The following is a 26,252-nucleotide window of genomic DNA, read 5'->3' as shown; positions in this document are numbered from 1 at the left end:
CCCCGGCACGGGACTTCGCGAAAGGTGAATCGTGCGCATTCTCATCGTCAACGTCAACACGACTCCGTCGATCACCGAATCGATCGGTGCGCAGGCCGCCGGTGCGGCGGCTCCCGGCACCGAGATCGTCCCGCTGACGCCGCCGTTCGGCGCGGAATCGGTGGAGGGCAACTACGAGAGCTACCTCGCGGCGGTCGCCGTGATGGAAGCCGTCCGGGCCTACCCGGAACCGTTCGACGCCGTCATCCAGGCCGGCTACGGCGAGCACGGCCGGGAAGGCCTGCAGGAGTTGCTCGAGGTCCCGGTCGTGGACATCACCGAGGCCGCCGCGAGCACCGCCCAGTTCGTCGGCCGCACCTACTCGGTGGTGACCAGCCTGGACCGCACCGTTCCACTGATCGAGGACCGGCTGGCCGCCGCAGGGCTGAACAGCCGGTGCGCTTCCGTGCGCGCGAGCGGTCTGCCGGTGCTGGAACTCGACCGCGATCCCCGGGCCGCCGTCGAAGCCATCGCCCAGGAGGCGGTGCGCGCGGTGCAGGACGACCGGGCCGAGGTCGTCTGCCTGGGCTGCGGCGGCATGTCGGGCCTGGCCGAGCGAGTGATCGAACGCACCGGAGTGCCGGTCGTCGACGGGGTCACCGCGGCGGTGACGACCGCCGAATCCCTCATCCGCCTCGGGCTGACGACCTCGAAGGTGCGCACCTACGCACCTCCGCGGCCCAAGACGATGACCAACTGGCCGCCGCGCTGAGGCTGAGCGCGGCCCGGCTGGGGGAGGCGGCGAGCAGGCACCTGTGACCGAGCGGGTCGGGCCGGCCGCGTTCTGCTGCGAGGCCGGTCCGAACGGGACGGTCCTGTACGGCCCGGCCGGGGACGGGCCTGGTAGACATCGGGCATGACCTCTAACGACGGTTCGGTCGAGCCCGTGACGGTGTTCGTCTCGGACGCCTTGCAAGCTCGCCTGGACACCTACCGGGACGAACGCCGCACCGCTACGTCCGTGGTGTTCGAGGCGATCGAGGCGTTGGGCGATCGGTTGCCGGACGTGGTGCACGCCGCTCGCGCGATGATCAACTCGCCATCGGCCCGGGAGATCCACTACCTCGGCTCCGGGCCGGTGCTGATCCGGGTCCGGCCGGACGCGGCCCAGGCGGCCGAGCTGGCCAGGTTGTCCGACGAGGTCGGAATGCCGGTCGCGGGCTGGCTGCCGCCGTTGCTCAACGCGCACCTGCCGGGGCGCAAGGAACCCGAGAACATGCCGTGGCTCGTCCCGGTGCAGCAGTAGGAACCGTTGCACGGCGCCGGAGCCGCCCGGCGCCCTCAGCCGCTCAGCGATGGCTCAGGCGCTGCGGGAGTGAAGTTCGATGATGGTGCTGGACCGCCTGGTCAACGTCCTGGGTGGCTACGGCGTGCGGTTGTGCTGCTGTCCGCTTTCCCGGTCGACCGAGCTGCGGGGCGTGGTCCTGCAGGATTGCGCGGACGACCGTCCGGTGACCGGCGACGTCTACCTCGCCGTTGGCGCCGAGTCCGAGCTGCAGGCGATCCGGCGGGCGCAGGCCGCGCGGGCTTGCGTGGTGCTCGTCCGCGGTAGCGCGGAGCTGACCGAGGAGACGGTCTCGGCCGCCGAGCTCGCGGGGCTCGCCGTGATGCTGGTCGATCCCGCGGTGTCCTGGAGCGAGCTGGCGGGCGTGGTCTACGGCCTGGTGCTCGAAGGCCGCGAGACCGAGTCGGGGCGGGGGCCCACCGACTTGTTCGCGCTGGCCGACAGCCTCGCCGATGCGGTCGACGGCGCGGTCGTCATCGAAGACCGGTTGTCGTCGCTGCTGGCCTATTCGAGTTCGCACCACCAGGCCGACCCCGCGCGGCTGGCGACCATCGTGGAACGCCAAGCTCCGGCGCGGCTGCGCGAGCTGTTCGAGGTGCGCGGAGTGTTCGCCCACCTCGCGGTCTCGGACGAGCCGTTGTTCGTCGAGCCGGATCCGGCGCAGGGGCTCACCGGCCGGATGGTGGTGGCGGTCCGCGCGAATCGGGAGTTGCTCGGTTCGGTGTGGGTGGACTGCGGCGAGCCGCTGACCGGCGTGCGGCGCATGGCCCTGATCGAGGGTGCCCGCACGGTGTCGCTGCACCTGCTGCGCTCGCGCGCGAGCGCGGACCTGGAGAGGCAGGTCGAGTCGGACCTGGTGATGCGGTTGCTGGAAGGCACCGCTGCGGCCGCCGCGCTGGTCGGCAGGCTCGGGTTGCCGCCGGGGCCGCTGCGGGTGATCGCGATCCGCCCGAATGTCCTCGAGGACCACTCCGGCCTGCTGCTGGCGTTCGACCGGGCGACCGCGGGCTTCGGCTGGTCGCGACCGGGCCGCAGCGCGTTGTCCGGCAACACCCTCTACACCGTGCTTTCCAGCGAGGACGTCGCGACCGCGCGGGCTTGGGTGGCCGCGTTGCGCCGGGTGCTGCCGGATCAGGTCAGCGTTTGGGCCGGGATCAGCGGGATGGCGTCGGCGGCGGAACTCTCCGCGGCGCGCCAGGAAGCCGAGGAGTGCTTGGCGCTGCACCAAAGTCGCTCGACCGATGCGCAACCGCGGGCGTACGACGAATCGTGGGACGAAATCCTGCTGCACCGGCTGCGCGCGGCGGCCGCTGCCGGGCGCACGCCTGCGCGCGGTCCGGTCGCCGAATTGCGCTCGTACGACCGCGAACACCGGACCGCGTACGTGGCGACGCTGGCCGCGTGGCTGGACGCCCAAGGCGAACTCGCCGAAGCGGGGGAGCGCCTCGGGGTGCACGCGAACACGGTGCGCTATCGACTGCGCAGGATGGCCGAGGTGACCGCGCTCGACCTGCAGGACCCGCGCAAGCGGCTGGCCATGATGATCGACTTGGCGGCCCACGAGGCCTGATGCGGCCCTGTGCGAAACCGAAAAAGACCGCACCGTGAGCTGTAGCTGACGAACAATGCTCCGGTGCGGGGCCTGGTCCATCCTGAGAGCAACGAAATCTCCGCAGCGGCCGCGGTCGCCTCGAGCGCAGCAACGGCCCGGTCGTGCGGCGCAGGCACGCTGGGATGCCCGGTGCCGTTCGATGCTCGCCGGGCACTGCGAGCGGCCGCTGCATCGGAACACTGGAGTGATCATGGCCGATACCCAGCGCGCCTGGCTGACACCGCAAGCGCACGAGCGGCTCAGCGCCGAGCTCGCCGACCTGCTCGCGCCGGGCAACGGCGACACCGGAACGGGCGAGGACGGCTCGATCCCGGCTCAGCAGGAGCGGAAAGGCCGGATCAGGCAGATCCAGCACCTGCTGGCCTCCGCCGTCGTCGGCGAGGCGCCGCCGGACGACGGCATCGCCGAGCCGGGCATGGTGCTCACCGTCCGCTACGACGACGCCGGAGATGTCGAAACTTTCCTGCTGGGCACCCGCGAAGCCGAGCTCAACGACCTGGAGGTCTACTCGCCGGCCTCGCCGCTGGGAACCGCGCTGGGCGGTGCCCGGCGCGGTGAGCAGCGCTCGTACCAGGTGCCGGACGGCACCACGGTGCAAGTGACGCTGCTCGACGCCGTGCCGTACGGACGGCATGTGGAGCAGTCGATAGCGCAGTGACGACCTTCGGCTGCAACGCGCTCATGCGACTGGTGAAAGCGCCGCTCGTCCGGAGGGGTCATGCCGATTTGCGGCGGACGGCGCGCAGGTCGAACGCGGAACGTCCGCGCGATCCCGCTACCGCTGACAATTCGCTGAACCGCCTCTCATGTGCGCTTCAGTCGAACGTAATGCAAGCCGGTGAAGCTGTTCGTGCTCGCTTGGTGAGCAAGCTGATTTCGCCGCGCTCGGCAGCGATGTCCGAGTGCGGCGCCGGCGAATCGGGAGAGAAGTCTTGTTGAAAGCGATGCATTACCACCTGCTCGCCGCGGTGCTGGTACTGGCGGGAACGGGCGCGATCCTCAACGATCTCGCCTTCAGCCCGCAGGATCCGTCCATCTGGAACGAGCTCGGCATCGGGTTGCTGGTGTTCGGCCTGGTGGTGGCGAACTACCAGCTGAGCACGCGACTCGCGGAGCATGGGAAGACCGGCCGGTCCGGGACCGCCCGGCGTCGGACCGTCCAGCCGCATATCCCCCAGCCGCGCCGCTAGCGCTTTCCGGCGGTGGAAAGCGCATTCGAAGTGGCGCCCGTGCCACATCGGCGCGGGCGCCACCGAACTCCGATTCGGTGCCGGGTGGTCGCTACTTCTTGCAGTCCCAGCCATGGTGGTCATGCCGGCGGTGGCCGCCCCAGCCATGGCCACCGCCCCAGTGGTGGCCGCCCCAGCCGTGGCCGTTGCCCCAGCGGTGATCGCTGCCGTGGTGGCGGTTGCCGATGGACACGAACACGTTCTTCACGTTGCTCATGGTGGACACCTTTCCGCATTGCGTCGAGGTTTCTTCCCCGGGCCGAAGCAACGACCCGCCACGAGGGAACCTGTGATGCTCCGGGTGCGCCCAGAGGACTTTCGCCTCTGATGCATACCGTGCTCGACCATCGAGCGGTTTCTCGTCCGTCCGAGGGTTTCCGGGCGCATGTCGAAATCTCGCTACGTTCGCGCTGACCGCCACCACGCCCGCCGCCCCTTCGTTCGTAGCGCGGACTCCCTGTCGACCTCGCGGACTCGCCCGATGATGCGGACCTGCTCGACTCCGGGTTCAGGCATGACCGCTCGTCGTCGAGCCAGGCTCTCCGCGGCCGTGCGGACGCGGTCGATACTCTCGCGGACGTGCCAGACGCGGAATGCCCGGATCGACGCGCAACAAGTCGATATCGCGCGCATCTGGCGCTGCGAGGAATCGTCCGTACCCGCCATTCGGCATCAAGCGAGGCCAAATCGTGAAGGAATTCGAGGTCGTTCCGGTCGATCGCGAGCCGGCTCCGGTGATCTTCCTGGTGACCGGTGTGCCCGGCAGCGGCAAGTCGACCGTTGCGCGCGCACTCGCCCAGCGGTTCGCGCTCGGGGCGCACGTCGAGGTGGACAAGTTGCAGGAGTTCATCGTCTCGGGCGGGCGCTGGCCGGGCCCGGAGCCGGAGGAGGAACCGGATCGGCAGCTGTTCCTGCGCGCGCGCAACGCGGCGCTGCTGTCGGACAGTTTCGCCGGTGCCGGAGTCGTGCCGGTGATCGACGACGTCGTGGTGCTCAAGCCCCACCTGGATTTCTACCGCGAGTCGGTGCGCACCCGGGATCTGAAGCTGGCCGTGCTGGCGCCGGATCCCGCGGTGGCCGGTGAGCGCAATCGCGGGCGGGACAAGGTCCTCGTCGAGGACTGGTCCTTTCTGGACGAGGCGATGCGCGGTCAGATTCCCGGTGAGGGCGTCTGGGTGGACAACGCCGCGCTGACGGTGGAGCAGACGGTGGACGAGATCCTCGGCCGCAGCGGGGTCGCTACCGCGTGAGCGGGTCCGGCCGGAGTGGGCCGCCTCCGGTCGTCACCGTTCGTTTCCAAGCAGTCGGCTAGCCACACGTTCGAGTGAGTGCGTGTCATCGCCCGCGGACCTGCCGGTCTCCCCCGGCCAACGCACCCGGACTGCAAGGGGGACCGTGCCGATGACACCGAGCGGACCGTACGAGGGCGAAGTGCTGCACCTGTGGCTGACCGGCCAGATCGTGCAACTGCTCGACCAAGCCGGTGGCGATCCGGACCAGGCGTGCGCGGGCTTCGACGAGCTCGTCGCGCGATGGGGGCCGACGCCGATGGCACGGGCACTGTCCGAAGCCACGCGCCTCTACGACGACACCGTCGCCCCTTCCCGCCGATAGGAACCCGGCGGTCGACGTAGGCGGCCCGCGGCCGGCTCCGCGCCGCCGGTGCCTCCGACCGGCAGAACGGGGCCGGGGCCGCCTATCGTCGGGGCAGTTCCAACGCTCGGCGGTCCCGGTGCCGATCGCGCGGCGGGTACCCGCAACGGGTGCGCCGTGCGCCGCCGGCCGGGACGAGCCGTCGAGCCGCGAGGTATTGGCGAGTGGTGCAGCGGGGGGAATCGCCGGACGGGGAGGGCAGCGCCTCCCCGGAATCCCGCCTGCGGTTGTCGATCGGGCGGCGCCCGCGGGACCTGCTGCGAGTGCTGGTCGCCGGAGCGCTGCTGACGCTGAGCGTGCTGCTGGCGCTGGTGCCCGCCAACCCCGTCGAACTCGCGATCCTGCGGCAGCTGCAGCGGATTCCCGCGGTGCCCGGCCCGTTCTGGGTCGCGTTGAGCTGGTGCGGGTCCTGGGTGGCCATCGCCGTGGTCGCGGCGGTCGCGCTGTACTTCAAGAAGATCCGGGCGGGGCTGCTGTGCGGCGCGGCAGGCGCGGTGACCTGGGGGCTCGCCGAGGTGATCCAGTTCGTCCTCGGCCCCCGCCCGGTTTCCGCCGTTCCCGCTCCGCCGCCCGGCAGCGTCCCGTTCCCCGCTACCGAGGTGGCGGTCGTGGTGGCGCTGACGGTGGTCACCGGCCCGTACCTGGGGAGCGTGGCGAGGCGGATCGGCGGGGTGCTCAGCGTCCTGGTCGTGGTGGCCGTTCTGCACCTCGGGCTCTACCTGCCGCTGGGCGCGGCCGGGGGAGCGCTGCTGGGGTGGGGCACCGGGACGTTGTTCCACGTCCTGGCGGGCGCGCCCGGGCGCAAGGTCTCCGAACGGGTCGTGCAGCGCGAGCTGGAGCTGGCCGGGTGCGCGCCCGAATCGATCGTCGCCCTGCGCTACCGGCTGTTCGAGCCGCGCGAATTCGCCGTGCGCACCGCCGGCGGCGACACCCTCCGGGTCAAATCCGTGCGGCGGATGCGCAGGCGGGCCGGGCTGCTGCACGGGTTCCGGCGCTGGAACGCCTCACCCGATGCGCAGGAAGAACCGCGGCTGTCCACACCGCACCACGAGACCGAGCACGAGGCGTACGTCGGGCTGCTCGCCGAACGCTCCGGGGTGCGCACTCCCGCGGTCGTGCAGGTCTGCGACGCGAAGTTCGCGCCACCGCTGCTGGTGCTGCGGCACGTGGACGGCCGCAGACTCCCGGACCTCCCGCGCTCGGAGATCGACGACGAACTGCTGGACGCGATCTGGACGCAGCTGACCCTGCTGGCAGACGCGGGCATCGCGCACCACGATCTGCGGGCGAAGAACTTCCTCGTGGACGGCGAGGACCGCCCGTGGCTGCTCGGTTTCACCTTCAGCCACGCAGGGGCGGACGCGGCGCACCGGGCTCAGGACCTCGCGGACGCCTTGGTCTCGCTGGCTTCGGTCGTCGGCGTCGAGCGCACGGTGTCCTCCGCGGTCCGCGTGCTGCCCGCCGAACGGCTCGAGGCGGCGCTGGAACAACTCGGGCCGCTGAACGTGCCCCGCCGGATCAGCGCGCAGGCCCCGAAGGGGCGCTACCGGCTGGCCGCGCTGCGCGAAACGCTCGCGGACCGCACCGGAGTCGCGGTTCCTGGCCTGCGGTCACCGGTGCGGCCGGGCACCGTGATCGGCCTCCTGCTGATCGCCGCGGGCATCTACCTGCTGCTGCCGGAACTGTCCGGGATGGGCCGGGTGCTGGACGCGTTGCGCCGCGCCCACTGGGCATGGCTGGCGGTCGCGGTGCTCACCGGGCTGCTGGCGACCCTCATGTCGTCGATCTCCATGCTCGGCTCCAGCCCGAACGCCCTGCCGTTCTGGCGCACCCTCGCGGTCCAGGTCGCCGCCGGTTTCACCGGGCGCACGACGCCGAGCGGCGCGGGCTTCTTCGCCATCAACGTCGTGTTCATGGAACGCCTCGGGTTCCGCCGCTCGCTGGCGGTGGGCGTCACGATGCTCAACCAGGCCGCTGTCGGCGCGGTCGCCTTCGTGATCTGCGTGATCGGCCTGTTCAGCGGCGGGTTGTCCCGGGTCGTGCAGAACCTGCGGATTCCGACGAGCGCCCTGTTCGTGGCGCTGGGAGTGCTGGTCGTCGCGGTCGGTGTCGTGTTCGGGATGCCTGCCGTGCGCAAGCGGATCGTCGGGTCCGCGGTGGAGGTCGCCCGCGAGCTGTTCGCGGTGCTGCGGCATCCGGTGCGGGCGGCGCTGCTGTTCGGCGGGTCGCTCGGCTACCTCGTGGTCTCCGGCGCAGGGCTGGCCGCGTGCCTGGCGGCTGTCTCCGCGGATTTCTCCTGGGTGTCGGCGATCGTCGTGTTCGTCATCGGCAACACCCTCGGTCACCTCGCGCCGTCGCCGGGTGGGCTCGGAGCGGTCGAAGCCGTGCTGATCGCGGGCCTCGGGGCGATCGGTGTCCCGCCGACCGCGGCGGTGACCGGCGTGCTCACCTCGCGGCTGCTGACCTACTGGCTGCCCGTGCTGCCCGGCATCGCCATGTTCCGCTACTTGCAGCACCGCCACACCATCTGAGCTCGCCGCCGAAAGTTCAGGCGAACGCCACCAGGTTCAGGCGAACGCCAGCGCGAGCACCCGGGGCAGCTCCGCTTCCAGGCGTGCGATCTCGTCGTCCCGCCCGCTGAGCGAATGCCGCAGCCCGGACTGGAAAACGCCGTCGAACACGGCGTAGGCGGTGCCGCTGGACATCACCGGTTGCGCACCGGAAAGCTCGGCGTAGCGGGTGATCACCCGCCAGATCATCTCTTCCCGCCGCTTGTCGATCTCGCGCACGTCCTCGCGGAAGGACGCCTCGAACAGGCTTTGATTGCGCAGGTCGTACCAGAGCCGGTGCAGCGGCGCGTCCGCGCGCAGCGTTTCCAGGAACTTGGCGATGAATCCGTCGCGCAGCTGCGCGGCGCTGGTGGCGTTGTCGATCACCTCGTCGTACCTGGTGACGCACACGGCCTCGTACTGCCGGACCGCCTGGGTGACCAGGTCCTGCTTGTCCGCGAAGTAGTAGTGCAGCACCCCGTGCGAGAACTCGGAGTTGTGCGCGATCTCCCGCAGGCTCGTCCGCGCGTAGCCGAGGTCGGCCAGCGTGTGCAACGTCGCGACGGCGAGTTCCCGGCGCCGCGCCTCGAACTTGTCGACCTGGCGGCGGGCGATCCGCTGCTGCTTCGTCTCAGTGACTTCCTCGGGGACTTCCTCGGGGGCTTCGGTCACGTCCTCGTCCTGTCGCCGGCTGCGGTGCGCGCGATGCGGCTGCCGTGAACAGTGTATCGGCAGGCGTACCGATCTTGCTTGACGACTGTCCAACGAATCCTTGACGGCTGTCAAAGACGCTGTCTACGGTGCGATCCACACCGCACGGCCGATCTCGCGAGCCGTGCACGCAGCGATCTCAACGAGGAGATTCGGATGACCAGTTATGCCCTGACCGGCCGAAAAGCCCTGGTTACCGGGGGTGCGCGCGGATTGGGCGCGGGCATGGCCGATGCGCTGGCCAAGGCGGGCGCCGACGTCGTGATCGGCGACGTGCTCGAGGACGAGGGCAAGCAGACCGCGCAGTCGCTGCGCGACGCGGGCGCCACCGCGGAGTTCGTCGAGCTGGACGTCACCGACGAGGCGAGCTGGACCGAGGCGGTCCAAGGCGTGGTCCGCGAGATCGGCGGGTTCGACGTACTGGTGAACAACGCCGGCGTGGAGATCACCAGCCTGATCGTCGATCTCGATCCGGCCGACGTGCGCAAGATGCTCGAGGTCAACGTGCTCGGCACCGCGCTCGGGGTCAAGCACGGATTCCGGGCCATGCGTCCCGGAGGCGCGGCCGGGCGCGGCGGCGCGGTGATCAACATCGCGTCGGTGGCCGCGACGATCGCCTTCCCCGGCATCTCGCTGTACTCGGCGACGAAGTCGGGCATCGACCGGCTCACCCGCGTCGCCGCCGCGGAGTCCGGCAAGCTCGGCTACGGCGTCCGCGTCAACAGCATCTTCCCCGGTCTCACACCTACCGCGATGGGCAATCAGCTCGCGGCGGACTGCGCCGCGGCCGGTCTGTTCCCGTCCCCGGAAGCGGCCGCGCAAGCCGTCGTGGAGCAGACCCCGCAGGGACGCCTCGGGCAGGTCGACGACATGGCCGACGCCGTGGTCTTCCTCGCCTCCGACGCCGCGAAGTTCATCACCGGTGCGGGGCTGCCGGTCGACGGCGGCATGGGCATGTGACCGGTTCCGCGAAGCGAGTTTCACATAAGGAGTGTTTAGGAAGCGGTTTGCGTACTCCCTACGCGGCGTCGGCGCTGTCCTCGCCAGAAGACGCCTGAGAACCCGCCGGTGTTCGGCCTGAGTCCTCGCGCACCGCAAGCGGCTGACGCCGCTTCTTAAAAGAACCCAGTACGGAAGGAAGTTTTTCGTGGCCACTGACAAGCGCGTTGTCGTCTACGGCGCATCCGGCTACACCGGGCGGCTGATCTGCGAGTACCTGCGCGAGTACAACATCCCGTTCCTGGCCGCGGGCCGGAACCACCAGCGCGTCGCCGACGCCGTCGCCGCGGTGCCCGGCATCGAGACCGTCGAGTACGAGGTCGCCGAGGTCGAGCACACCGCAGCGGCGCTGGCCGAGCGGTTCCGGGGTGCCTCGGTCGTGCTCAACACCGTCGGCCCCTTCGCCCGCTACGGGCACGAGGTCGCGCAGGCGTGCCTGGACATCGGCGCGCACTACACCGACACCAACGGCGAGCAGAACTGGATGATCGACGCCGAGCAGCGCTGGGGCGCCGAGTTCGCCGCGCGGGGGCTGCTGCTCACCCCGGGGCTGGCGCAGATGTACAGCATCGGCGAGATCGCGGCCAACATCTGCCTGGAAACGCCCGGCCTGGACACCCTCGACATCGAGGTGTTCTGGAAGGGCTATCCCACGGTCGCCTCGACCAACACGATCCTCACCAACGCGGCGTTCGCCGAGGCGTACTACCTCGAGCAGAACGAATACGCGGCCTGGCCCGCGGAGGGGTGGCCCACCGAGTTGTCCGTTCCCGGCCAGCACGAGCTCGGTCTCGCGTTGCCGTGGGGCGGCACCTCGCATCCGGTGTGGTTCAAGAACGATCCGCGAGTGGCCAACGTGCGCGCGCTCGGCGGCGTGTTCAACCGCCCGCTGATGCAGGCCGTCCCGCAGATCGTCAGCTCCGCGCTGCAGCAGATGGAAGGCCTGTCCACGGCGGAGAAGTACCGGGTCATCGATGCGACATCGGCCGAGGTGCGCAGTGAGATGCCGCCGCGGGAGAACCCGCGCATCAACACCTCGCTCGACTCGGTCTACGCCTCGGGGCCGCTGGGCCGCGCGCACTGCGTGATCCACGGCAACTGCAACTACAAGCAGACCGCCCTGATGAACGTGCACGCGGCCGCGGAACTGCTGCAGCAGCCGCCGCGCAAGACCGGGTTCGCCTCCAGCTGCCAGGCCTTCGGGCACCGGGAGCTGCTGGGCACGCTGCGCGCGTTCGGCTTGGTGCTCGAGCCGATTCTGGAAGTCCACCAGTGATCCGGGTGCGCCGGCCGCCACGCGTGCCGGCCGGCGCACCGGCGACCCCCGTTTCGAGGTAGCGATGCAGCTGGCCGACTACTTGGACAAGGGCGCCTCCCTCGGAGGCGATCAGCCCTGCTTGACGACCAACGGTGAAACGCGCACCTATGCGCAGGTGCAGCAGCTGTCCCGGCGGATCGCGGGGGCGCTGCAAGGCTCCGGGATCGGCGAAGGCGACCGGGTGGCGGTGTTGTCGGCGAACGACCCGCTCGCGCTCACCTGCGTGTTCGGCGTTTCCCGCGCGGGAGCGGTGTGGTGCCCGGTCAATCCGCGCAACGAGGCGGCCGAGAACCGGCAGCTGCTGGAGATGTTCGGCTGCCGCTGCCTGTTCTTCCAGCAGAAGTTCGCCCCGCTCGTGGAGCGGATCCGCGGCGAGCTGCCGGAGCTGACCACCCTGGTGTGCCTCGACGGCGAAGCCGACGGCGCCGAGAGCTTCGACGCGTGGGTCGAACGCCACCAGCGGCAGCCGGCCGCGGTCTCGCGCACCGGCGATCAGCTCGCCATGCTCGCGGGAACCGGTGGCACGACGGGGAGGCCGAAGGGCGTTCGGCTGACCGGCACCAACATGGCGACCGCGACCGCGATGACGCTGGTGAGCTACCCGTTCGGCGAACGGCCGCGGTACCTCGCGCTCGCGCCGCTGACCCATTCCGCGGGTGTGCTCACCTTCCCGATCATGGCGCTCGGCGGCGAAGTCGTCATCATGCCGAGCCCGGACCTGGGCGAGTTCCTGCGGCTCGTCGAGCGGCACCGCATCACGCACGCGTTCCTGCCGCCGACGGTGATCTACGGGTTGCTGGAGCACCCCGATCTCGATTCGGCGGACCTGGAGTCGCTGCGGTGCCTCTGGTACGGCGCCGCTCCCATGTCTCCGGCGCGCCTGCGGGAGGCGCTGAGCAGGATCGGGCCGGTGCTCGGGCAGCTGTTCGGCCAGACCGAGGCGCCGAACATGATCTCGACGCTCGCCCCGGCCGAGCACTTCCGCCCGGACGGGTCGATCGCCACCGAACGGCTCACTTCGGCGGGGCGCCCGACCCCGCTGACCCAGGTCGCCGTGCTGGACGCGGCCGGCACCCCGCTGTCGAGGGGCCAGCGGGGCGAGGTCGTGGTGCGCGGGCCGCTGGTCATGGCGGGTTACCACAACGATCCCGAGGCCACTGCGGAGGTGAGCGAGCACGGGTGGCACCACACCGGCGACATCGGCTACCTGGACGAGGACGGCTTCCTCTACATCGTCGACCGCGCCAAGGACATGATCATCACCGGTGGGTTCAACGTGTACTCGGCCGAGGTGGAGCAAGCGCTGCTGGCGCACCCCGCGGTGCAGGACGCCGCGGTGGTCGGCCTGCCCGACGAGAAGTGGGGCGAGCAGGTGACGGCGGTCGTGCAGCTGCGCGCCGCGCAGCAGGCGACGCCGCACGAGCTGACGGCTTTCGTCAAGGAACGTCTCGGCAGCGTGAAGGCGCCGAAGCGGCTCGACATCTGGCCGGACCTGCCGCGGTCGAAGATCGGGAAGGTGCTCAAGCCCGACATCAAGAGCAGGCTCGGATCGGGCGGCTGACCGCCGACGCCGATGACCGCTGCTGCGGAATCTCCAGCAGCCGGCGGGGAAAGGCGGCGAGACGCTTCGCCGCGCAGCGCACCGGTGCCGACGGTGCCGGTGCGCTCCCGGCCCGCTACGCGTCGACTGCGGCTTCGAGTTCCCGCAACCGCGGCAGCGCCCGCTCGGTGAGCTGCCGACCGCGGACGTCGTGGCTGACCGAGAGGCTGTCCTTCCACAGTGAACGCCCGGCCATCGCACCACCTGCACCGTTGTCGACCGCGACCTTGACCTGGCCGACGAACGTTTCGTGGTCTACTCCGGCCGACAGCACCGCCCACGGCACCCCGGCGGCGGCTTCGGTCACCGCGGCGCACGCCTCGGCCGAGCCCGGGTACTGCAGCTTCAGCACCTTCGCTCCGCACTCCACGGCCAGCCGCGCGCCATCGGCGACCAGCTTCGGGAACGCGGCCGCGTAGGCTTCGTCCGACTCGTCGTCGAGCTGGTAGGTGAGCAGCTCGACGATCAGCAGCACGCCCTCGTCCGCGCACTCCCGCACCAGGTCGCGAATCTGCTGCGCCACCAACGATTCCGGGCCCTGGCGGTCCGGGCGGGTGTAGAAGAGCATCTTCGCGACATCGCCACCGAGGTCGCGGACGCGGCGCGCCGTCACGCCGTCCACGTAGCGCGTGTGGCGCAAGCCCTCGACGGTCTCGTAGCCGGACGCGTCCATGCCGACGACCAGGCCGGTGTCCCGCGCGAGCGTGCCGTCGTCGACCACGCCGGGCAGCGCGACCTCGGCGTCGAGCAGGATGGCAGGCGCCCGGTTGGCGAGGAACCGGACGAGGTCGGCCTTGGCCTGCGCCAGCTCACCGGCGCTGATGCCGGCCTCCGGTGCGTCCTTCATCGCGGCCTTCATGCCGTTGCGCTGGTCGGCGGCGACGATCAGCATCCGGCCCGCCGGGGTGGAGATCGTCGCCAGGCCCCGGCGTTCGGGCGTCGTCAGTGCGTTCATCGGTGTTCCTCCTGCGTTGCGGGTTCGGGTGCGGTCGGCCCGGGGAGATCAGGTCGGAGTCCGCGGGCCGGGTCTTCAGGCCGGGGTGCTCAGGCCGCGCGATCAGCCGGAAGCAGGCGCGAGGCGATCCGGGCGGCGCCGAACGCGGTCTCCTGCGAGCGTTCGGATGCGGAGATCCGCGGCAGCACGCGTTCCCGGGCGCGGCGGACGCTGCGCATGTCCGCCCAGCCGCCGGTGAGCGTCGCCGAGCTCGCGGGCGGCAGCTCGCGGTCGATCGCGGCGATCAGCTCGCTGATCTCGTCGTTGCTGTGCCGCAGGACCGCGCCGAAGATCTCGGCGGGCGTCGCGCCGTCGGTGCGCACGGTCAGCGCGAGCTCGCCGTCGTCGTTGCGGGCACCGGAGACCGAGAGCCCGCCCGCTGGCAGCGCGCCCTCGTAGGGCAGGTGCATCACGGCGGCGTCGAGCCGGTCGCGGCCCGCCCGGTCGGTGATGCCGGAGGTCTCCAGCGCACGCCGCAGCAGCAGCCCGGTCTTCACCCCGGCGACCAGCACGTGCTTGCCCGGCACGACGTGCCGGACCTCGTTGATGAGGTGCCCGGCCAGGCGGGCGCGGGCGGCGTAGCCGAGCGGGGCGTCGACCACCCGCAGCAGGACCTCCGCAGTGCCCATCGACACGTGGTACTGATCCGGCCGGATGGCGCCGCCGGCCTCGGCCGCCACTAGGTGGTCGTGACCGGCCACGGTGATCCGCGCACCGGCGACGGCGGCCGGGAATCGGTCCGCGACCGCGCCGAGATCCGTGCCCGCGGGTTCGATCGGCAGCAGCAGCTCGCGCGAGGCACCGAGCTCGGCGAGCATCGCGTCCCACGGTTCGCCGGTGTCCTGGTCGAGTAAGCCGGTGCGCGAGGTCAGCGACGCCTCCAGCGACGGCCTGCCGCCCAGCACGGTGGCGGCGAACTCGGGCAGGTTCAGCCAGCGGTGCCCGTGCGGCCGCAGCCCGCCGTCGCGCAGGTGCGCGAGCTTGGCCGCCGATGTCTGCGCGCCGAGGGGTAGTCCGGTCCGCCCGGCGAACTCGGCGCGGATCGGTTCGGGCAACGCCCGCACCTGCTCCGCGCCGCGCGGGTCGAACCAGGCGAACGCGGGGGCCGCGGCTCGTCCCGCCGCGTCGAGCAGCACACCGCTTTCGCCCATGCCCGCGATCGCGATCGCCTCGATCCGGCGGCCGGTGAGCCGGTCGGCCGCGCCCCGGACCAGCCGGTGCAGGGCGGTGACCAACCGCTCGGCCGGGAGGTCGGCGGTCCCGCCGGGTCCTGGACGCCAGGGTGTCGGGATCTCCTCGAGCACGAGCTCGGTCCCGTCCTCGTCGACGACGAGCATCTTGATCCCGGTGCTGCCGAGGTCGACGCCCGCCACGAGCCTGCCGCCCATCCGCCCGTCCTTCCGTCCGCGCATGACTCCGGTGTCATGTACGACTATGTCACCGGTGACTTGAGTGGTTATCATCGGGACCATGACGTGCTGCTGTCAAACGGATCCGCCGTGGTGATCGCGGTCGCGGGCCCCGCCGGGAGCGGGAAGTCCACGCTCGGCCGGACGCTCGCCGAGGCGCTCCGGCTACCGCTGCTGGACCTCGACACGCTCAGCACGCCGCTGCTGGATCGCCTGCACGGGCCGGTTTTCGACGAGCACTGGCTCACGCATCCGCGCGCGGACGACATCCGCGCGGCGCGCTACGCGGCCCTGCGGGCGACCGCCGCCGAAGTGATCTCGACCGCAGGCTCCGCCGTCCTCGCCGCTCCGTTCACCGCGGAACTCACCGGCGGTCCGGAGTGGACAGAGCTGGTGCGGTCCGTCGCGCCCGCAGAACTGCACCTGGTCCACCTGCAAGGCGATCCGGAGCTGTTCGCGGCTCGGCGCGCAGGCCGCGGGGCCGACCGGGACGCGCACCGGCCCAGCACCGCCGCGCCACCGTCGCCCGCGGTACCGCACATCGCGATCGACGCGGAGCTTTCCCCGGCGCAGCAACGATTCCGCGTCCTGCGCGCGCTCGACCACCGAACGCCGGCGGACCCTGAGTGAGCCGCCTCCGTCAGCTCGCGGGCGGGAAGCAGGACTCGCGCTCGACCAGGCCGACCGGCAGCACCGTCTTGCGGCGGAACCGCCGGTTCGGGTGCTCCAGCCGGTCGAACACCCGCCGGGCCGCGTGCTCGCCGAGCAGCGCGGGGTCCTGGTCCACGACCGTCAGCGCGGGCGTGAGCAGGTCGGCCATCGGGAAGTCGCCGAAGCCGACGAAGGCGAAGCGGCGATCGCGCAGCACCGGAGCGAGCACCATGCTGCTGCGGGCGTTGGAGGAGAAGATCGCGGTCGGCGGCGTGGGCAGCGCGGCCAGCCGCTGCACGATCTCCGCCGCTCCCGCGCGGTCCAGCGCGCCGAAGACCTCGTAATCCTCGCGGCGCGGCAGGCCGTGCGCCTGGAGCGCGCCCCGATAGCCGAGCAGCCGGTTGCGGCTGGTCTGCACCTCGGCGATGTCGGCGACGAAGGCGATCCGCTCGTGTCCCCGCGCGATCAGGTGCTGCACCGCCAGGTGCGCGCCGCCCTTGTCGTCCTCCAGGAACGAGTCGGCGGCCACGCCGACCGGGGCGCGGTCGACGAACACGATGGGCAGTCGGTCGCGCCAGCGGGCCAGGTAGGAGTTGTCGGTGGCGACCGGCGCGATGACCAGCCCGCTCAGCGACTGCCCGAGCAATTGCTGCACGAGATCGCCTTCGCGCTGCGACCCGTCGCCGGTGCTCGTGACCACTGTGGACATGCCGTGTTCGACCGCGACCCGGTTGACCGACTCGGCGACGGCTCCGAAGAACGGGTCGAGCATGTCGGGCACGACCACGCCGACGACCGGGGCGCGTCCGGTGCGGAACGTGGTCGCCACGGCGTTCGGCACGTAGTTGAGCTCGCGCAGCGCCAGTTCGACGCGCGTGCGGGTCTCGGGCAGCACGTGCTCGTCGTCGTTGAACACGCGCGACACCGTTTTCGCGCTCACTCCGGCGAGTGCGGCGACGTCTCGCATCGTGGTCATGGAACGGGCCGGACCTTTCGACGGATCACCGTGCGGTGCGCACGGGGTGCTTCGGCGCGCAGTCTATCCGCGCTCGGCGGCCGCGGTGTCCGACGCCCGCATCCGGCCTCCGGTGCTCAGCGCCGCGTCCCACGAACACACCGCCGTGACACCGGTGACTAGATGAAGCTTGACATCGGTGACATGGAGACGTCTACTCTGCGCGGACGGCTGCCGGCGCGCAGCAGCCGTCCGCCGGGCGTCGCGGCCCGGCCGATCGGCGCCGCGGATCGTGCTGCGGCAGGGGCGAAACTTGGGAGTCATCACGGATGAACGACAACGCCGTCGTTGAGAACCGGCGCCGGAGCCGGGGCGCAGGGGCAACGGTGATCGCGGCCTTCGGCGGGCTGCTGTTCGGCTACGACACCGGAATCATCTCCGCTGCGCTGCTCTACCTCGGGCCGGAGTTCGGGCTCGGCGACCAGTCCAAGGAGGTCGTGGTCGCCTCGCTGCTGGTCGGCGCGATCATCGGCGTCGCGGCGGGCGGCGCGATCATGGATCGCGTCGGCAGGCGCCGCACCCTGCTCGGGGTGGCGGTGCTGTTCCTGGTCGGCGCGGTCGCGTCCGGGACCGCGGGCGCGCTCGCGGTCCTGCTGGTGGCCCGGGTGCTGCTCGGGCTCGCGATCGGTGCCGCGTCGGTCGCCGTGCCCGCCTACATCGCCGAGATCGCACCCGCCGAACAGCGCGGGCGGCTGGTCTCGGTGAACCAGTTGATGATCTCCTCCGGCATCCTGATCTCCTACGTGACCGGCTACGCGCTGGCCGATGCGCAGGCATGGCGCTGGATGCTCGCCGTGGCGGCGGTGCCCGCGCTGGTCATGCTGATCGCGCTGCCGATGCTGCCGGAAAGCCCGCGCTGGCTGGTCGCGCAAGGCCGGGAGGACGAGGCACGCGCAGTGCTCTCGCGCGGGCGCGCCCGCGGCGCGGTCGACGCCGAGATCGCCGAGATCACCGCCGCGATGCGCGCGGAGAGCCGCTACAGCTTCCGCGACCTGCTCGGTTCGCGGTTCCGCCCGGGCATCGTGCTGGGCGTCGGCGTGGCCGCCACCAACCAGCTCGTCGGGGTCAACGCCGTCACGTACTACACGCCGACACTGCTCACCGACTCCGGATTCGGCGCGTCGGCGGCCATTCTGTCGTCGGTGGGTCTCGGCATCGCCAACGTGGTGTTCACGTTCGCGGGTCTGATGCTGGTCGACCGGATCGGGCGGCGGCCGCTGGTGCTCGGTGGTACGGGGCTGGTCGTGCTGTCGCTCGTGGTGATCGGTGCGGTGTATGCGTTCACCGATCTGCAGGGCGGGTGGGCCGCGGTGCTGCTGGCGTTCCTGATGATCTACCAGGCGTCCTTCTCGGCCAGCCTGGGCTTGGCGATGTGGCTGGTCAACAGCGAGGTCTTCCCGACAGAAGTGCGCGGGAAGGCGGGCAGCGCGGGCTTGGCGACGCACTGGATCCTGAACCTGCTCATCTCGGTGACGGTGTTGACGACCATCAACGCGATCACCCCGAGCGGCCTGTTCTGGCTCTACGCGGCGCTGGGCGGGCTGGGCCTGCTGTTCCTGCACCGGCGGTTGCCGGAAACCCGCGGTCGCACGCTGGAGCAGGTCGACGCGCAGCTCAACGGACGGCAACCGGTCGCAGGCTGAGCACCTTCGCGGGGATGGAGGGCGCAGCAGTGGTAGCGATCGCGGCGATCGGGTAGTCCGCCGGTGACGGCACGCCCGAGCAGACGGACGCGAGAGCGAGGGAAGGCGCAGCATGACCAAACGCGACGAAGCCCGGATCGACAAGGCCTTGCAAGGGCTCGAATTCCCCGCCACGCATGAACAGCTGATCGAGTTCGCGACCGACCGCGGGGCGGGCACGGAAACGGTCACCGCGCTCCGGGCGCTACCCGCCGGCCGCTATGCCAACAAGGAAGAGGTCATCGAGGCGGTTCCCCAGGAACCGGAAGGCGACGCGCCGGGCGGCACCGCCCGCGGCTGACCGCAGCGGGTCACCGGCCGCGGGTTCCCTGCTGCGCGGGGGCGGATGCGGCGAGCGAGTACATCAGCGGCAGGCGGGCCGATCCGCCGGGATAGCGGAAGCGGGCGTCGTCGGCGACGAGCGCGGCGTAGCGCTGGAACGGGATCGTGTCGTGTTCGTGGACGAACTCGATCCGCAATCCGGCACCGGCGACGGCGCTGATGACGTCGCCGAGGGTGTGGTGCCACTCGGTGGCGGTGTTGTGCGTCGTCTCGGCCTCCCAATCGGCGTACGAGCCGGGGGAGTCGTAGGTGCGCGCGCCGCGGGCGAAGTAGTCGCGCGCGGCGGTCGTACCGCGCTCGTCGTCGAGCACGTCGGTCAGCGGGTGGAACTCGGCGAGGTAGAGCCGCCCGCCCGGGCGCAGCAGGTCGGCCGCGGTGCGGGCCCAGCGCTCGATGTCGGGCAGCCACATCAGCGCACCGTTGCCGGTGTAGACGACGTCGAACGCGTTCATCCCCAGCGCGTCGGCCGCGTCGTAGACGTCGGCGGCCACGAATCGGGCGCGTTGGCCGAGGCCGAGTTCGACCGCGAGACCGGTCGCGGTCTCGGTGGCCGGTGCGGAGAAGTCCACGCCGGCCACGCGAGCGCCGCGACGTGCCCAGGACAGCGTGTCCAGACCGATGTGGCACTGCAGGTGAACCAGGTCGAGACCGGTGACGTCGCCGAGTTCGTCGAGCTGGAACCGGTCGATGTCCTCGTCTCCGGCGCGGAACCCGTCGAGGTCGTAGAAGGAACTGGCGGCGTTGATCGGGACCCGCTCGTCCCAGTGCTGCCGGTTGGTCTCGACCTGGTCGGGTGTGCTGGCGCTCATGCGCGGACCGTACAACCGCGCCGGATCATGCCCGCAAGCGAATTCCGCGCCGGTGCTCAAGCGGTCGTCGAATCACGCCAGAACATCTGGGTGAGGCCGCTGACGGTGTTCTGCATCTGCTGCAGGGCCTCGGGGATGCGTGCGCGGCCGAAGCGGTTCCGCGGCCCGTTGAGGGTGAGGATCGCCAGCAGGGTGCCCGCGCTGTCCCGGATCGGGCTGGACACCGACAGGAGCTCGGGCTCGAGCTCGTTGTCGATGATGGCGAAGCCCTGCTCGTAGACCTGCTCGAGTTCCTTGAGCAGCGCTTCGCGGTCGGTGATGGTGTGCTCGGTGAACGCTTCGAGCTCGTCGGGGATGGTCCGGCGCAGCGTCTCGATCGGCTTCTCGGCCAGCAGTACTTTGCCGGTGGAGCTGGCGTGCATGGGGTAGTGCTGGCCGACCAGGTTGCGGGCCAGCACGCCGACGACGTGCGAGCCCGCGGCCTCGGCGACCAGGTCGAGCCCGTCCTGCGAGTTGGGGACCGACAGCGTCACGGACTCGTTGAAGTTGTCCGCCAGTTCCTGCAGCAGCGGCTGCGCGTGCGCGACGAGACCGGCGTACGGGTCGGCGCGGCGGCCGAGGCGGGCGAGTTCCCAGCCGAGGACGTAGTTGGTGTCCACGCGGTCGACGAGCCCGCCCTTTTCCAGGCTGTGGAGCAGCCGGAAAGCGGTCGGCCTGCTCAGCCCCGCGGCTTTCGCGAGCGTGGTGGCGGTGGCGCCGGTGCGCGGTTGGGCGGCCAGTTCGCGGAGCAAGCTGACGGCCTTGGTCACCGACTTGTTGGCCATCTCGGTCGGCTCGGGCGCGTCGCCCATCGCGTTCCCGCCTCCTGCTGGTTCGGGCCGCAGCCCTGGACCTCCGGTGCGCAGAACAGTTTAACAGGGGCGTTCACAAAGTGGACGCGATGTCCCGCGTCGCCGGTCCGAGGCGGCCGCGAAGCGGTGTTCGGCCGAGGTAGGGGCGACGTCGGTTCGGCCGCGTGCACAGCTCGTGCACGAGCGGGCACAGCTCCGCTCGCGCGGTCCTGTCCAGCGGCGCTGGTTGTTTCGGAACCTCCACATGGCGGTTTAGTTAGTGAACGTTCTGTTTGGAAACGGGCCAAGCGTGCCGTGGCGATCGGCTCTAGTCAATGCATCGAAGCAGGTTTGAACGCTTGAGGTCGATACATGATCCCTGGCGCTTTCTCGGTCGCTCTGTTCACATGATGAACTTTCACACCCGGTTGAGTTCCCGGCGCGGGGCGGTCGGCACCGTGTGACGGCACAGCACAAGCATCTCCCGCCCGGGACCGGTACAGGGGGCGCGGCCATCCCGCGGGCGTTTCACCAGGGAAGGAACCAGCTGGTGACCACAACCAACGCAGTCGCGGACACCGCGCGCAGCCAGCCGGACAGGAGACGGTTCCTGATCCGGCTGACCGTCGTCGTAGCGGGCGGCATGTTCATCGACGGCTACATCCTCGGCATCGTCGGCACCGTGATCAGCGCGATCACCACCGACCTGAACATGTCGGTGTACGGCGAGGGGCTGATCGGTGCGGCCGCGCTGATCGGCATCTTCGCGGGCGGTCCGCTGGGCGGCTGGCTCGCGGACAAGTTCGGCCGCAAACCGATGTTCACCCTCGACCTGGCCATGTTCGTGGCCTGCTCGGTGCTGCAGTTCTTCGTCGACTCGAGCTGGCAGCTGTTCGTGGTGCGGCTGCTGATGGGCGTCGCGATCGGCGCGGAGTACTCCATCGGCTGGCCGCTGATGGCCGAGTTCGCGCCCGCGCGGCTGCGCGGCCGGTGCCTGTCGTTCGCCGAAGTCGCCTGGTACGTCGGGTTCGTCGTGGCCTTCGTCGTGGGCTGGGTGCTCACGACCTCGTTCGGCGCCGACTGGCGGATCGTGCTCGGCACCAGCACGGTGCCCGCGGTGATCTTGCTCTTCGGCAGGCTGGGCCTGCCGGAGTCACCGCGCTGGCTGATGAACAAGGGACGCGTCGCCGAAGCCGAGCAGATCGCCGACACCTGGATCGAGGATCGCTCCGACATCACCACCGAGCAGCAGCGCCGCGGCACGTTCGGGATGCTGTTCTCGGCGCAGCACTGGCGCGCGACGGCGTTCATCTCGATCTTCTGGTTCTGCACCGTGACGCCGTACTTCGCCATCGCGACGTTCTCGGCCAGCGTGCTGGAGCAGTACGGTCTCGGCGAGGACGGCCTGGTCGGCGCCATCGGGGTCAACGGTGTCGCGCTGGCCGGTGTCGTCGTTTCGTGCCTGCTCATCGAGCGCATCGGGCGCCGCAAGCTGACGATCCCGCAGCAGTGGGTGTGCGCGGTCGTGCTGGTGGTCATCGCGCTGTGGGCGTCGGCGCCGCCGACGATCGTGCTGGGCTGCTTCTTGGTCTTCGCGTTCGCCAATGCGATGTGCACCGCGCTCACCGGCGTGTATCCGGGCGAAGTGCTCCCGACCGAAGTCCGCGGGATCGGAACCGGCTTCGCGACGGCGGTCAGCCGCGTCGGCGCGGCGATCGGCACGTTCCTGTTCCCGTGGTCCATGCAGGACCTCGGCGGCGCGGCGACGATGCTCATCGCCGCCGGGGTCTGCGTCGCCGGTGCGCTGGTCTCGCAGGTGCTGGCTCCGGAAACGACCGGGCGCACGCTGGGCGAGATCTCCACGGAACAGCAGTAGCCGCGGGAAGGTGGCGCCCGGTGCCGGGCGCCACCTTCCCGGAACGGTGAGCGCTCGCGATCAGTGCCCGGCGGCGACCGCCGGGCGGGGCGCGAGCTTGCTGCCTGGGTGGTCGTCGCGCAGCCGCACGGTTCCGGGGCCGTGCAGCTTTTCGCGCAGGGTCTTGCCCTCGTACTCGGTCCACATCGCCTCGCGGCGCTGCAGCTCGGGCACGACGAGCTCGGCGAAATCGGCGATGTCCTGGTACTTCACCGCGTGGCCGAGGTTGAAGCCGTCGATGCCGGTCTGCTCGACCCAGCTGATCAGCTCGTCGGCCACGGTCTGCGGGGAGCCGACGATGGTGGGCCCGCTGCCGCCGATACCGATGAATTCGGCGATGTCGCGCGGGGTCCACTCCTTGTCCGGGTCCATCCGCGAGAACAGGTCGACCATGGTCTGCCCGGCGTCGGTCTTGACGTGCCGCAGCGGCACGTCCGGATCGAACCGGGACATGTCCAGCGCGGTCCAGCCGCTGTAGCGGGCCATCGCGCCGGAGTAGCTCACGAGCTTGCGGTACCGCTCGTACTTGGCGTGCGCCTGCTCGTCGGTCGGGGCGACGACGACGTTGAGCATCTGCAGCACCCGCAGCGATCCCGGATCCCGCCCGGCCTCGGCGGCCTGCGAGCGCAGCGCTTCGACCTGCCGCTCGAGCGCGGTCTTGGACAGCGCGTTGACGAACACGCCCTCGGCGTGCGCGGCGGCCAGCGCGCGGCCCTTCGACGATCCGCCCGCCTGGAAGATCACCGGGGTGCGCTGCGGCGAGGGTTCGCAGAGCGCGAAGCCGGGCACGTCGAAGTACTTGCCGTGGTGGTCGATGTCGTGCACGCGCTGCGGATCGGCCCACGTGCAGCGGTCCTTGTCGCGGACGACGGCGCCGTCCTCCCAGGAGTTCTCCCAGAGCTTGTAGCAGACCTCGAGGTGCTCGGCGGCCACGTCGTAGCGCTCGTCGTGCGGGGTCAGCTGCCCGTTGCCGAGGTTGCGCGCGGCGCTACCGGCGTAGGAGGTCACCAGGTTCCAGCCGATGCGGCCGTCGGTGAGGTGGTCGAGGGTGCTGAACTTCCGGGCCAGCGCGTAGGGGTGCTCGTAGCTGGTGGACCCGGTCAGGCCGAACCCGAGGTGCTCGGTGGCCGCGGCCATCGCCGAGACGACCAGGGACGGGTCGTTGGCGGGCAGCTGCGCGCCGTCGGCGAGCGCGCCTGCCGGGCTGCCCTGGTAGACGTCGTGGTAGCCGAGGTTGTCGGCGAAGAACACCCCGTCGAACCGGGCCTGTTCCAGCAGCTCGGCGTATTTCGTCCAGTAGTGGACGTCGCCGTAGCGGTGGCCCTGGTCGTCGTCGTGCCGCCACAGCCCCGCGGAGAGGTGTGCCGGGCCCTGGAAGTCGAAGGCGAACAGCCGGATGCGGCGAGACGGCATCGTTTGCTCCTGTTTCCGAAAGTGAAGGGAAAAGGTGGTCTAGTGCGGCGAGGCAGCCGCGCGCGCTGAGCGGCCGCGGCCCGAAGTCCACAGTGGATGGTGCGCCGATGTTGGCGGCGCCATCGGCGAGCGCAGTGATCAGACTCGGAGCTCGCGGTATCCGCCGAGCCGGCCGCGGTGGAACACCAGCGGCTCGCCGCCACCGGCGTCCAGGCGGCGCACTTCGGCGAGCACGATCACGTGGTCGCCGCCTTCCAGCTCCTGCACGGTCCTGCAGTCGATCCAGGCGTGCGCCCCGGCGATCAGCGGGTTGCCGTCGGCGGATCCGTGCCAGTCCACCGCGGCGAACTTGTCGCCCTGCTTGCTCGACATCGCGCCGCAGACGTCGTGCTGGCCGTCGGCGAGCACGCTGGCGCTGAAGTAGCCGGCCGCGCGGATCTTCGGCCAGCTGCTCGACGTGGTCGCGACGCTGAAGCTGACCAGCGGCGGATCCAGCGACAGCGATTGGAAGGTGCCGACCACGAGACCGGCGGGACTTCCGGTGGCGGGTTCGCGTCCGGCCACGACGACGACGCCGGTGGGCAGATGTCCCATGACGTCCCGGAAATGACGTGGCTCGATCGTTGGAGACGGCAAGGTCATGAGCGTTCCTCCCAGTCCAGGCTGCTGGAACCAGAGATCGTTTCGCCAATCTTTCGTCTTTGTCTTGTCAGCGGCGAAGCCGCTGAGCAGCGACCATGCAAGCAACCGGCACCGCCGCGGGTTCTCAGCGGCTTCCTCGCGAGGACAGCGATTTCGCCGCGTAGGGTGCTACGTCAGAAATCGATCCCGCAGCGAGGAAGCCGCTGAGGTTCCGCTACCGGCACCGCTACGCAAATCCTCTCTAAGAGAATTCGCGTCGATTTCGCGCGCTACGCGGGTGCCGCTTTCGATGGCGCCGTCGATGAATCCGGCCCACACGTTGGCGACGTCGCTGCTCGCGAAGTGCAGGACGCCTTCGGCGCGCTGCTGCTCGGCGAAGTACCGGGTGAGCTGGCCGGGCTGCTGCATCAGCCAGGTCTCCCGGGAATGCGGGTCGGACATCCAGTCGTGTCCGGTGACTTCCAGGACCTCCAGGTCGTCGCGCCAGACGCGCAGCGCGGCGCGGACGGCGTCGATGTCGTGCGGGGAGATCCGGCCGGCGTCGGCGCCGAAGGACACCAGCACGGCGTCGTGCTCGCCGAGGAATTCGGTGCGCACGACCGAAAGCGGGTGCGCGGCCGATGAGTAGGCGAAGAACGGCTTGATCGGCCCGCGCACGCGGATCCAGACCTTCACCCCCTTCGACGCCGTGCCCTCGGTGGTCGCCGCGCGCTTCGCGCGGCTCAGCGCGGGCGAGACGTCGAGTTCGCCGAGGATGTTCTGCGGCAGCGTCAGCACCACCCGGCGCGCGTCGATCCGCTCTCCGGCGGCGGTGGTCAGCACGGCGCCGTGCGCGTCGTGCTCGATCCGGCGCACTTCGGTGGAAGTGCGGATGTCCGCGGTGGTGTCGGCGGCGATCGACTCGACCAGCCGGCGGGTACCGGCCGCGAGCCGGAACACCGCCGACGCCTCGTGCATCAGGTGCCAGGAACCGCCCGTCGCGGCGGTCCAGCGCAGCGCGCTGGTGAACGCCCCGTCTTGCAGCGGGGCGTTGAAGTGCCCCACCCAGGCAGCTTCGTTGGCGCGGTACTGCTCGACCGGCAAGTTCAGCTCGTCGAGCTTGTCCTGGACGCTGAAACCGTCGACGGAGTCCAATTCCCCCGCGGACAGCGGGGAATCCGGCCGCGGGATCCAGCGCATCGTCTGGTCCAGCAGCCCGCGCATCCCCGGGTCGATCAGCTCCATGAAGCCGTCCAGCGAGCCGGTGCGGACCTCGTCGCCCGCCAGCCAGTAGGCCTGCTCGGGACGCGGCCCGCGGGTGACCTCCAGGCCGTAGCGGGTGACCTCGGACCACGCGTGCGGCTGCAGCCAGTGCAGCCAAGTGCCGCCGATCTCCAGATCGCGGCCGAGCCGGTGGTCGGTCCAGACGCGGCCGCCGAGGCGGTCGCGGGCTTCGAGCACGGTGACCCGCAGGCCTTTCCGGCCGAGTTCGCGGGCGGTGATCAGGCCGGCGATCCCGGCACCGACCACTACGACGTCTGCTTGCTCGGTCACGTGAGAGCACTCCCTCGCAGTC

General features: G+C 70.7%; 25 protein-coding genes. 15 read left to right on the top strand and 10 right to left on the bottom strand.

All coding sequences use genetic code 11. The annotated features are described in order from the left end of the window. Positions 1–31: 31 nt before the first annotated feature. From V1457_RS27585 to V1457_RS27565, 5 genes are all read left to right on the top strand, one after another. Positions 32–751 carry an aspartate/glutamate racemase family protein gene (locus V1457_RS27585; protein ID WP_338597927.1) on the top strand — a complete coding sequence of 240 codons (720 nt, stop codon included), beginning with the start codon at positions 32–34 and terminating at the stop codon, positions 749–751. A gap of 144 nt (positions 752–895) precedes the next feature. Then, on the top strand, positions 896–1,285 hold the full coding sequence (locus V1457_RS27580) for a hypothetical protein (protein ID WP_338597925.1): 390 nt from the start codon (positions 896–898) through the stop codon (positions 1,283–1,285). Positions 1,286–1,364: 79 nt separating this feature from the next. Further along, positions 1,365–2,894, top strand: coding sequence for a helix-turn-helix domain-containing protein (locus tag V1457_RS27575; RefSeq protein WP_338597924.1), 1,530 nt, complete (start codon positions 1,365–1,367; stop codon positions 2,892–2,894). A 232-nt stretch (positions 2,895–3,126) separates the two neighbouring features. Next, a complete protein-coding gene (locus tag V1457_RS27570; protein WP_338597923.1) occupies positions 3,127–3,594 on the top strand; it encodes a GreA/GreB family elongation factor in 468 nt (155 codons plus the stop codon). A gap of 277 nt (positions 3,595–3,871) precedes the next feature. Continuing rightward, positions 3,872–4,126, top strand: coding sequence for a hypothetical protein (locus V1457_RS27565; RefSeq protein ID WP_200071723.1), 255 nt, complete (start codon positions 3,872–3,874; stop codon positions 4,124–4,126). A 91-nt stretch (positions 4,127–4,217) separates the two neighbouring features. Here the strand turns inward: V1457_RS27565 and V1457_RS27560 are convergent, their stop codons facing one another. Next, positions 4,218–4,382, bottom strand: coding sequence for a hypothetical protein (locus V1457_RS27560; RefSeq protein WP_200071722.1), 165 nt, complete (start codon positions 4,380–4,382; stop codon positions 4,218–4,220). Positions 4,383–4,854: 472 nt separating this feature from the next. Here V1457_RS27560 and V1457_RS27555 point away from each other — a divergent pair, with 472 nt between their 5' ends. The 3 genes from V1457_RS27555 (at position 4,855) to V1457_RS27545 (ending at position 8,349) form a co-directional block, all read left to right on the top strand. Next, positions 4,855–5,415 (top strand): AAA family ATPase, encoded by a 561-nt coding sequence (locus V1457_RS27555; RefSeq protein WP_338597921.1) that lies wholly within the window; start codon positions 4,855–4,857, stop codon positions 5,413–5,415. Between the two features lie 151 nt (positions 5,416–5,566). Beyond that, positions 5,567–5,779, top strand: a complete 213-nt coding sequence (locus tag V1457_RS27550) for a hypothetical protein (RefSeq protein ID WP_200071719.1) — start codon at positions 5,567–5,569, stop codon at positions 5,777–5,779. A gap of 203 nt (positions 5,780–5,982) precedes the next feature. Further along, positions 5,983–8,349 carry a lysylphosphatidylglycerol synthase transmembrane domain-containing protein gene (locus V1457_RS27545; protein ID WP_338597919.1) on the top strand — a complete coding sequence of 789 codons (2,367 nt, stop codon included), beginning with the start codon at positions 5,983–5,985 and terminating at the stop codon, positions 8,347–8,349. A 36-nt stretch (positions 8,350–8,385) separates the two neighbouring features. Here the strand turns inward: V1457_RS27545 and V1457_RS27540 are convergent, their stop codons facing one another. Then, positions 8,386–9,039, bottom strand: coding sequence for a TetR/AcrR family transcriptional regulator (locus V1457_RS27540; RefSeq protein WP_338597917.1), 654 nt, complete (start codon positions 9,037–9,039; stop codon positions 8,386–8,388). 195 nt (positions 9,040–9,234) lie between these two features. Here V1457_RS27540 and V1457_RS27535 point away from each other — a divergent pair, with 195 nt between their 5' ends. From V1457_RS27535 to V1457_RS27525, 3 genes are all read left to right on the top strand, one after another. Next, entirely contained in the window at positions 9,235–10,038 is an 804-nt protein-coding gene (locus V1457_RS27535; protein WP_200071717.1) for an SDR family NAD(P)-dependent oxidoreductase, read from the top strand. Positions 10,039–10,225: 187 nt separating this feature from the next. Beyond that, positions 10,226–11,353: a DUF5938 domain-containing protein gene (locus V1457_RS27530; protein WP_200071716.1), complete on the top strand. Its 1,128-nt coding sequence runs from the start codon at positions 10,226–10,228 to the stop codon at positions 11,351–11,353. Positions 11,354–11,417: 64 nt separating this feature from the next. Then, on the top strand, positions 11,418–12,956 hold the full coding sequence (locus tag V1457_RS27525; protein WP_295142382.1) for a long-chain fatty acid--CoA ligase: 1,539 nt from the start codon (positions 11,418–11,420) through the stop codon (positions 12,954–12,956). A 115-nt stretch (positions 12,957–13,071) separates the two neighbouring features. On the opposite strand, the gene V1457_RS27520 is transcribed toward V1457_RS27525, so the two are convergent. Together V1457_RS27520 and V1457_RS27515 are read right to left on the bottom strand one after the other, a co-directional pair. Further along, positions 13,072–13,950 (bottom strand): tagatose-bisphosphate aldolase, encoded by an 879-nt coding sequence (locus V1457_RS27520; protein WP_200071714.1) that lies wholly within the window; start codon positions 13,948–13,950, stop codon positions 13,072–13,074. Positions 13,951–14,039: 89 nt separating this feature from the next. Next, complete coding sequence (locus tag V1457_RS27515; RefSeq protein WP_338597913.1) at positions 14,040–15,401, bottom strand: FGGY family carbohydrate kinase; 1,362 nt, start codon at positions 15,399–15,401, stop codon at positions 14,040–14,042. Between the two features lie 87 nt (positions 15,402–15,488). Between V1457_RS27515 and V1457_RS27510 the strand changes: the two genes are divergently transcribed. Then, entirely contained in the window at positions 15,489–16,028 is a 540-nt protein-coding gene (locus V1457_RS27510) for an AAA family ATPase (protein ID WP_338597911.1), read from the top strand. 10 nt (positions 16,029–16,038) lie between these two features. Here the strand turns inward: V1457_RS27510 and V1457_RS27505 are convergent, their stop codons facing one another. Beyond that, positions 16,039–17,025 (bottom strand): LacI family DNA-binding transcriptional regulator, encoded by a 987-nt coding sequence (locus tag V1457_RS27505; protein WP_200071713.1) that lies wholly within the window; start codon positions 17,023–17,025, stop codon positions 16,039–16,041. Positions 17,026–17,333: 308 nt separating this feature from the next. On the opposite strand from V1457_RS27505, the gene V1457_RS27500 reads away from it, so the two are divergent. Next, a complete protein-coding gene (locus V1457_RS27500) occupies positions 17,334–18,707 on the top strand; it encodes a sugar porter family MFS transporter (protein WP_338597909.1) in 1,374 nt (457 codons plus the stop codon). 112 nt (positions 18,708–18,819) lie between these two features. Continuing rightward, the gene (locus V1457_RS27495) at positions 18,820–19,047 is read left to right on the top strand and encodes a DUF2795 domain-containing protein (protein ID WP_338597907.1); all 228 of its coding nucleotides are present in this window, start codon (positions 18,820–18,822) and stop codon (positions 19,045–19,047) included. 10 nt (positions 19,048–19,057) lie between these two features. Here V1457_RS27495 and V1457_RS27490 read toward each other — a convergent pair whose 3' ends face one another. Beyond that, complete coding sequence (locus V1457_RS27490) at positions 19,058–19,897, bottom strand: methyltransferase domain-containing protein (RefSeq protein WP_338597905.1); 840 nt, start codon at positions 19,895–19,897, stop codon at positions 19,058–19,060. Positions 19,898–19,953: 56 nt separating this feature from the next. Beyond that, the gene (locus V1457_RS27485) at positions 19,954–20,748 is read right to left on the bottom strand and encodes an IclR family transcriptional regulator (protein ID WP_295141710.1); all 795 of its coding nucleotides are present in this window, start codon (positions 20,746–20,748) and stop codon (positions 19,954–19,956) included. Positions 20,749–21,277: 529 nt separating this feature from the next. Between V1457_RS27485 and V1457_RS27480 the strand changes: the two genes are divergently transcribed. Beyond that, positions 21,278–22,603: an MFS transporter gene (locus V1457_RS27480; RefSeq protein WP_295141707.1), complete on the top strand. Its 1,326-nt coding sequence runs from the start codon at positions 21,278–21,280 to the stop codon at positions 22,601–22,603. Between the two features lie 60 nt (positions 22,604–22,663). On the opposite strand, the gene V1457_RS27475 is transcribed toward V1457_RS27480, so the two are convergent. The 3 genes from V1457_RS27475 to V1457_RS27465 all read right to left on the bottom strand — a co-directional run bounded on the left by V1457_RS27475 (position 22,664) and on the right by V1457_RS27465 (position 26,230). Continuing rightward, the gene (locus V1457_RS27475) at positions 22,664–24,055 is read right to left on the bottom strand and encodes an LLM class flavin-dependent oxidoreductase (protein ID WP_338597902.1); all 1,392 of its coding nucleotides are present in this window, start codon (positions 24,053–24,055) and stop codon (positions 22,664–22,666) included. 138 nt (positions 24,056–24,193) lie between these two features. After that, positions 24,194–24,697 carry a flavin reductase family protein gene (locus tag V1457_RS27470; protein WP_338597900.1) on the bottom strand — a complete coding sequence of 168 codons (504 nt, stop codon included), beginning with the start codon at positions 24,695–24,697 and terminating at the stop codon, positions 24,194–24,196. A gap of 168 nt (positions 24,698–24,865) precedes the next feature. Next, positions 24,866–26,230 (bottom strand): NAD(P)/FAD-dependent oxidoreductase, encoded by a 1,365-nt coding sequence (locus V1457_RS27465; protein WP_338597898.1) that lies wholly within the window; start codon positions 26,228–26,230, stop codon positions 24,866–24,868. Positions 26,231–26,252: the final 22 nt, after the last annotated feature.

This window comes from Saccharopolyspora sp. SCSIO 74807 (assembly GCF_037023755.1).
GTDB classification, from domain to species: Bacteria; Actinomycetota; Actinomycetes; order Mycobacteriales; family Pseudonocardiaceae; genus Saccharopolyspora_C; species Saccharopolyspora_C galaxeae.
The sequence above is the reverse complement of the archived record's forward strand: the minus strand, read 5'-3'. Positions and strand labels throughout refer to the sequence as shown.

Coding starts and splice junctions, on each gene's coding strand:
- V1457_RS27505 (WP_200071713.1), bottom strand. CDS start 17,025: ATGACCACGATGCGAGACGTCGCCGCACTCGCCGGAGTGAGCGCGAAA.
- V1457_RS27500 (WP_338597909.1), top strand. CDS start 17,334: ATGAACGACAACGCCGTCGTTGAGAACCGGCGCCGGAGCCGGGGCGCA.
- V1457_RS27495 (WP_338597907.1), top strand. CDS start 18,820: ATGACCAAACGCGACGAAGCCCGGATCGACAAGGCCTTGCAAGGGCTC.
- V1457_RS27575 (WP_338597924.1), top strand. CDS start 1,365: ATGATGGTGCTGGACCGCCTGGTCAACGTCCTGGGTGGCTACGGCGTG.
- V1457_RS27520 (WP_200071714.1), bottom strand. CDS start 13,950: ATGAACGCACTGACGACGCCCGAACGCCGGGGCCTGGCGACGATCTCC.
- V1457_RS27535 (WP_200071717.1), top strand. CDS start 9,235: ATGACCAGTTATGCCCTGACCGGCCGAAAAGCCCTGGTTACCGGGGGT.
- V1457_RS27515 (WP_338597913.1), bottom strand. CDS start 15,401: ATGCGCGGACGGAAGGACGGGCGGATGGGCGGCAGGCTCGTGGCGGGC.
- V1457_RS27560 (WP_200071722.1), bottom strand. CDS start 4,382: ATGAGCAACGTGAAGAACGTGTTCGTGTCCATCGGCAACCGCCACCAC.
- V1457_RS27570 (WP_338597923.1), top strand. CDS start 3,127: ATGGCCGATACCCAGCGCGCCTGGCTGACACCGCAAGCGCACGAGCGG.
- V1457_RS27490 (WP_338597905.1), bottom strand. CDS start 19,897: ATGAGCGCCAGCACACCCGACCAGGTCGAGACCAACCGGCAGCACTGG.
- V1457_RS27485 (WP_295141710.1), bottom strand. CDS start 20,748: ATGGGCGACGCGCCCGAGCCGACCGAGATGGCCAACAAGTCGGTGACC.
- V1457_RS27550 (WP_200071719.1), top strand. CDS start 5,567: ATGACACCGAGCGGACCGTACGAGGGCGAAGTGCTGCACCTGTGGCTG.
- V1457_RS27580 (WP_338597925.1), top strand. CDS start 896: ATGACCTCTAACGACGGTTCGGTCGAGCCCGTGACGGTGTTCGTCTCG.
- V1457_RS27475 (WP_338597902.1), bottom strand. CDS start 24,055: ATGCCGTCTCGCCGCATCCGGCTGTTCGCCTTCGACTTCCAGGGCCCG.
- V1457_RS27525 (WP_295142382.1), top strand. CDS start 11,418: ATGCAGCTGGCCGACTACTTGGACAAGGGCGCCTCCCTCGGAGGCGAT.
- V1457_RS27470 (WP_338597900.1), bottom strand. CDS start 24,697: ATGACCTTGCCGTCTCCAACGATCGAGCCACGTCATTTCCGGGACGTC.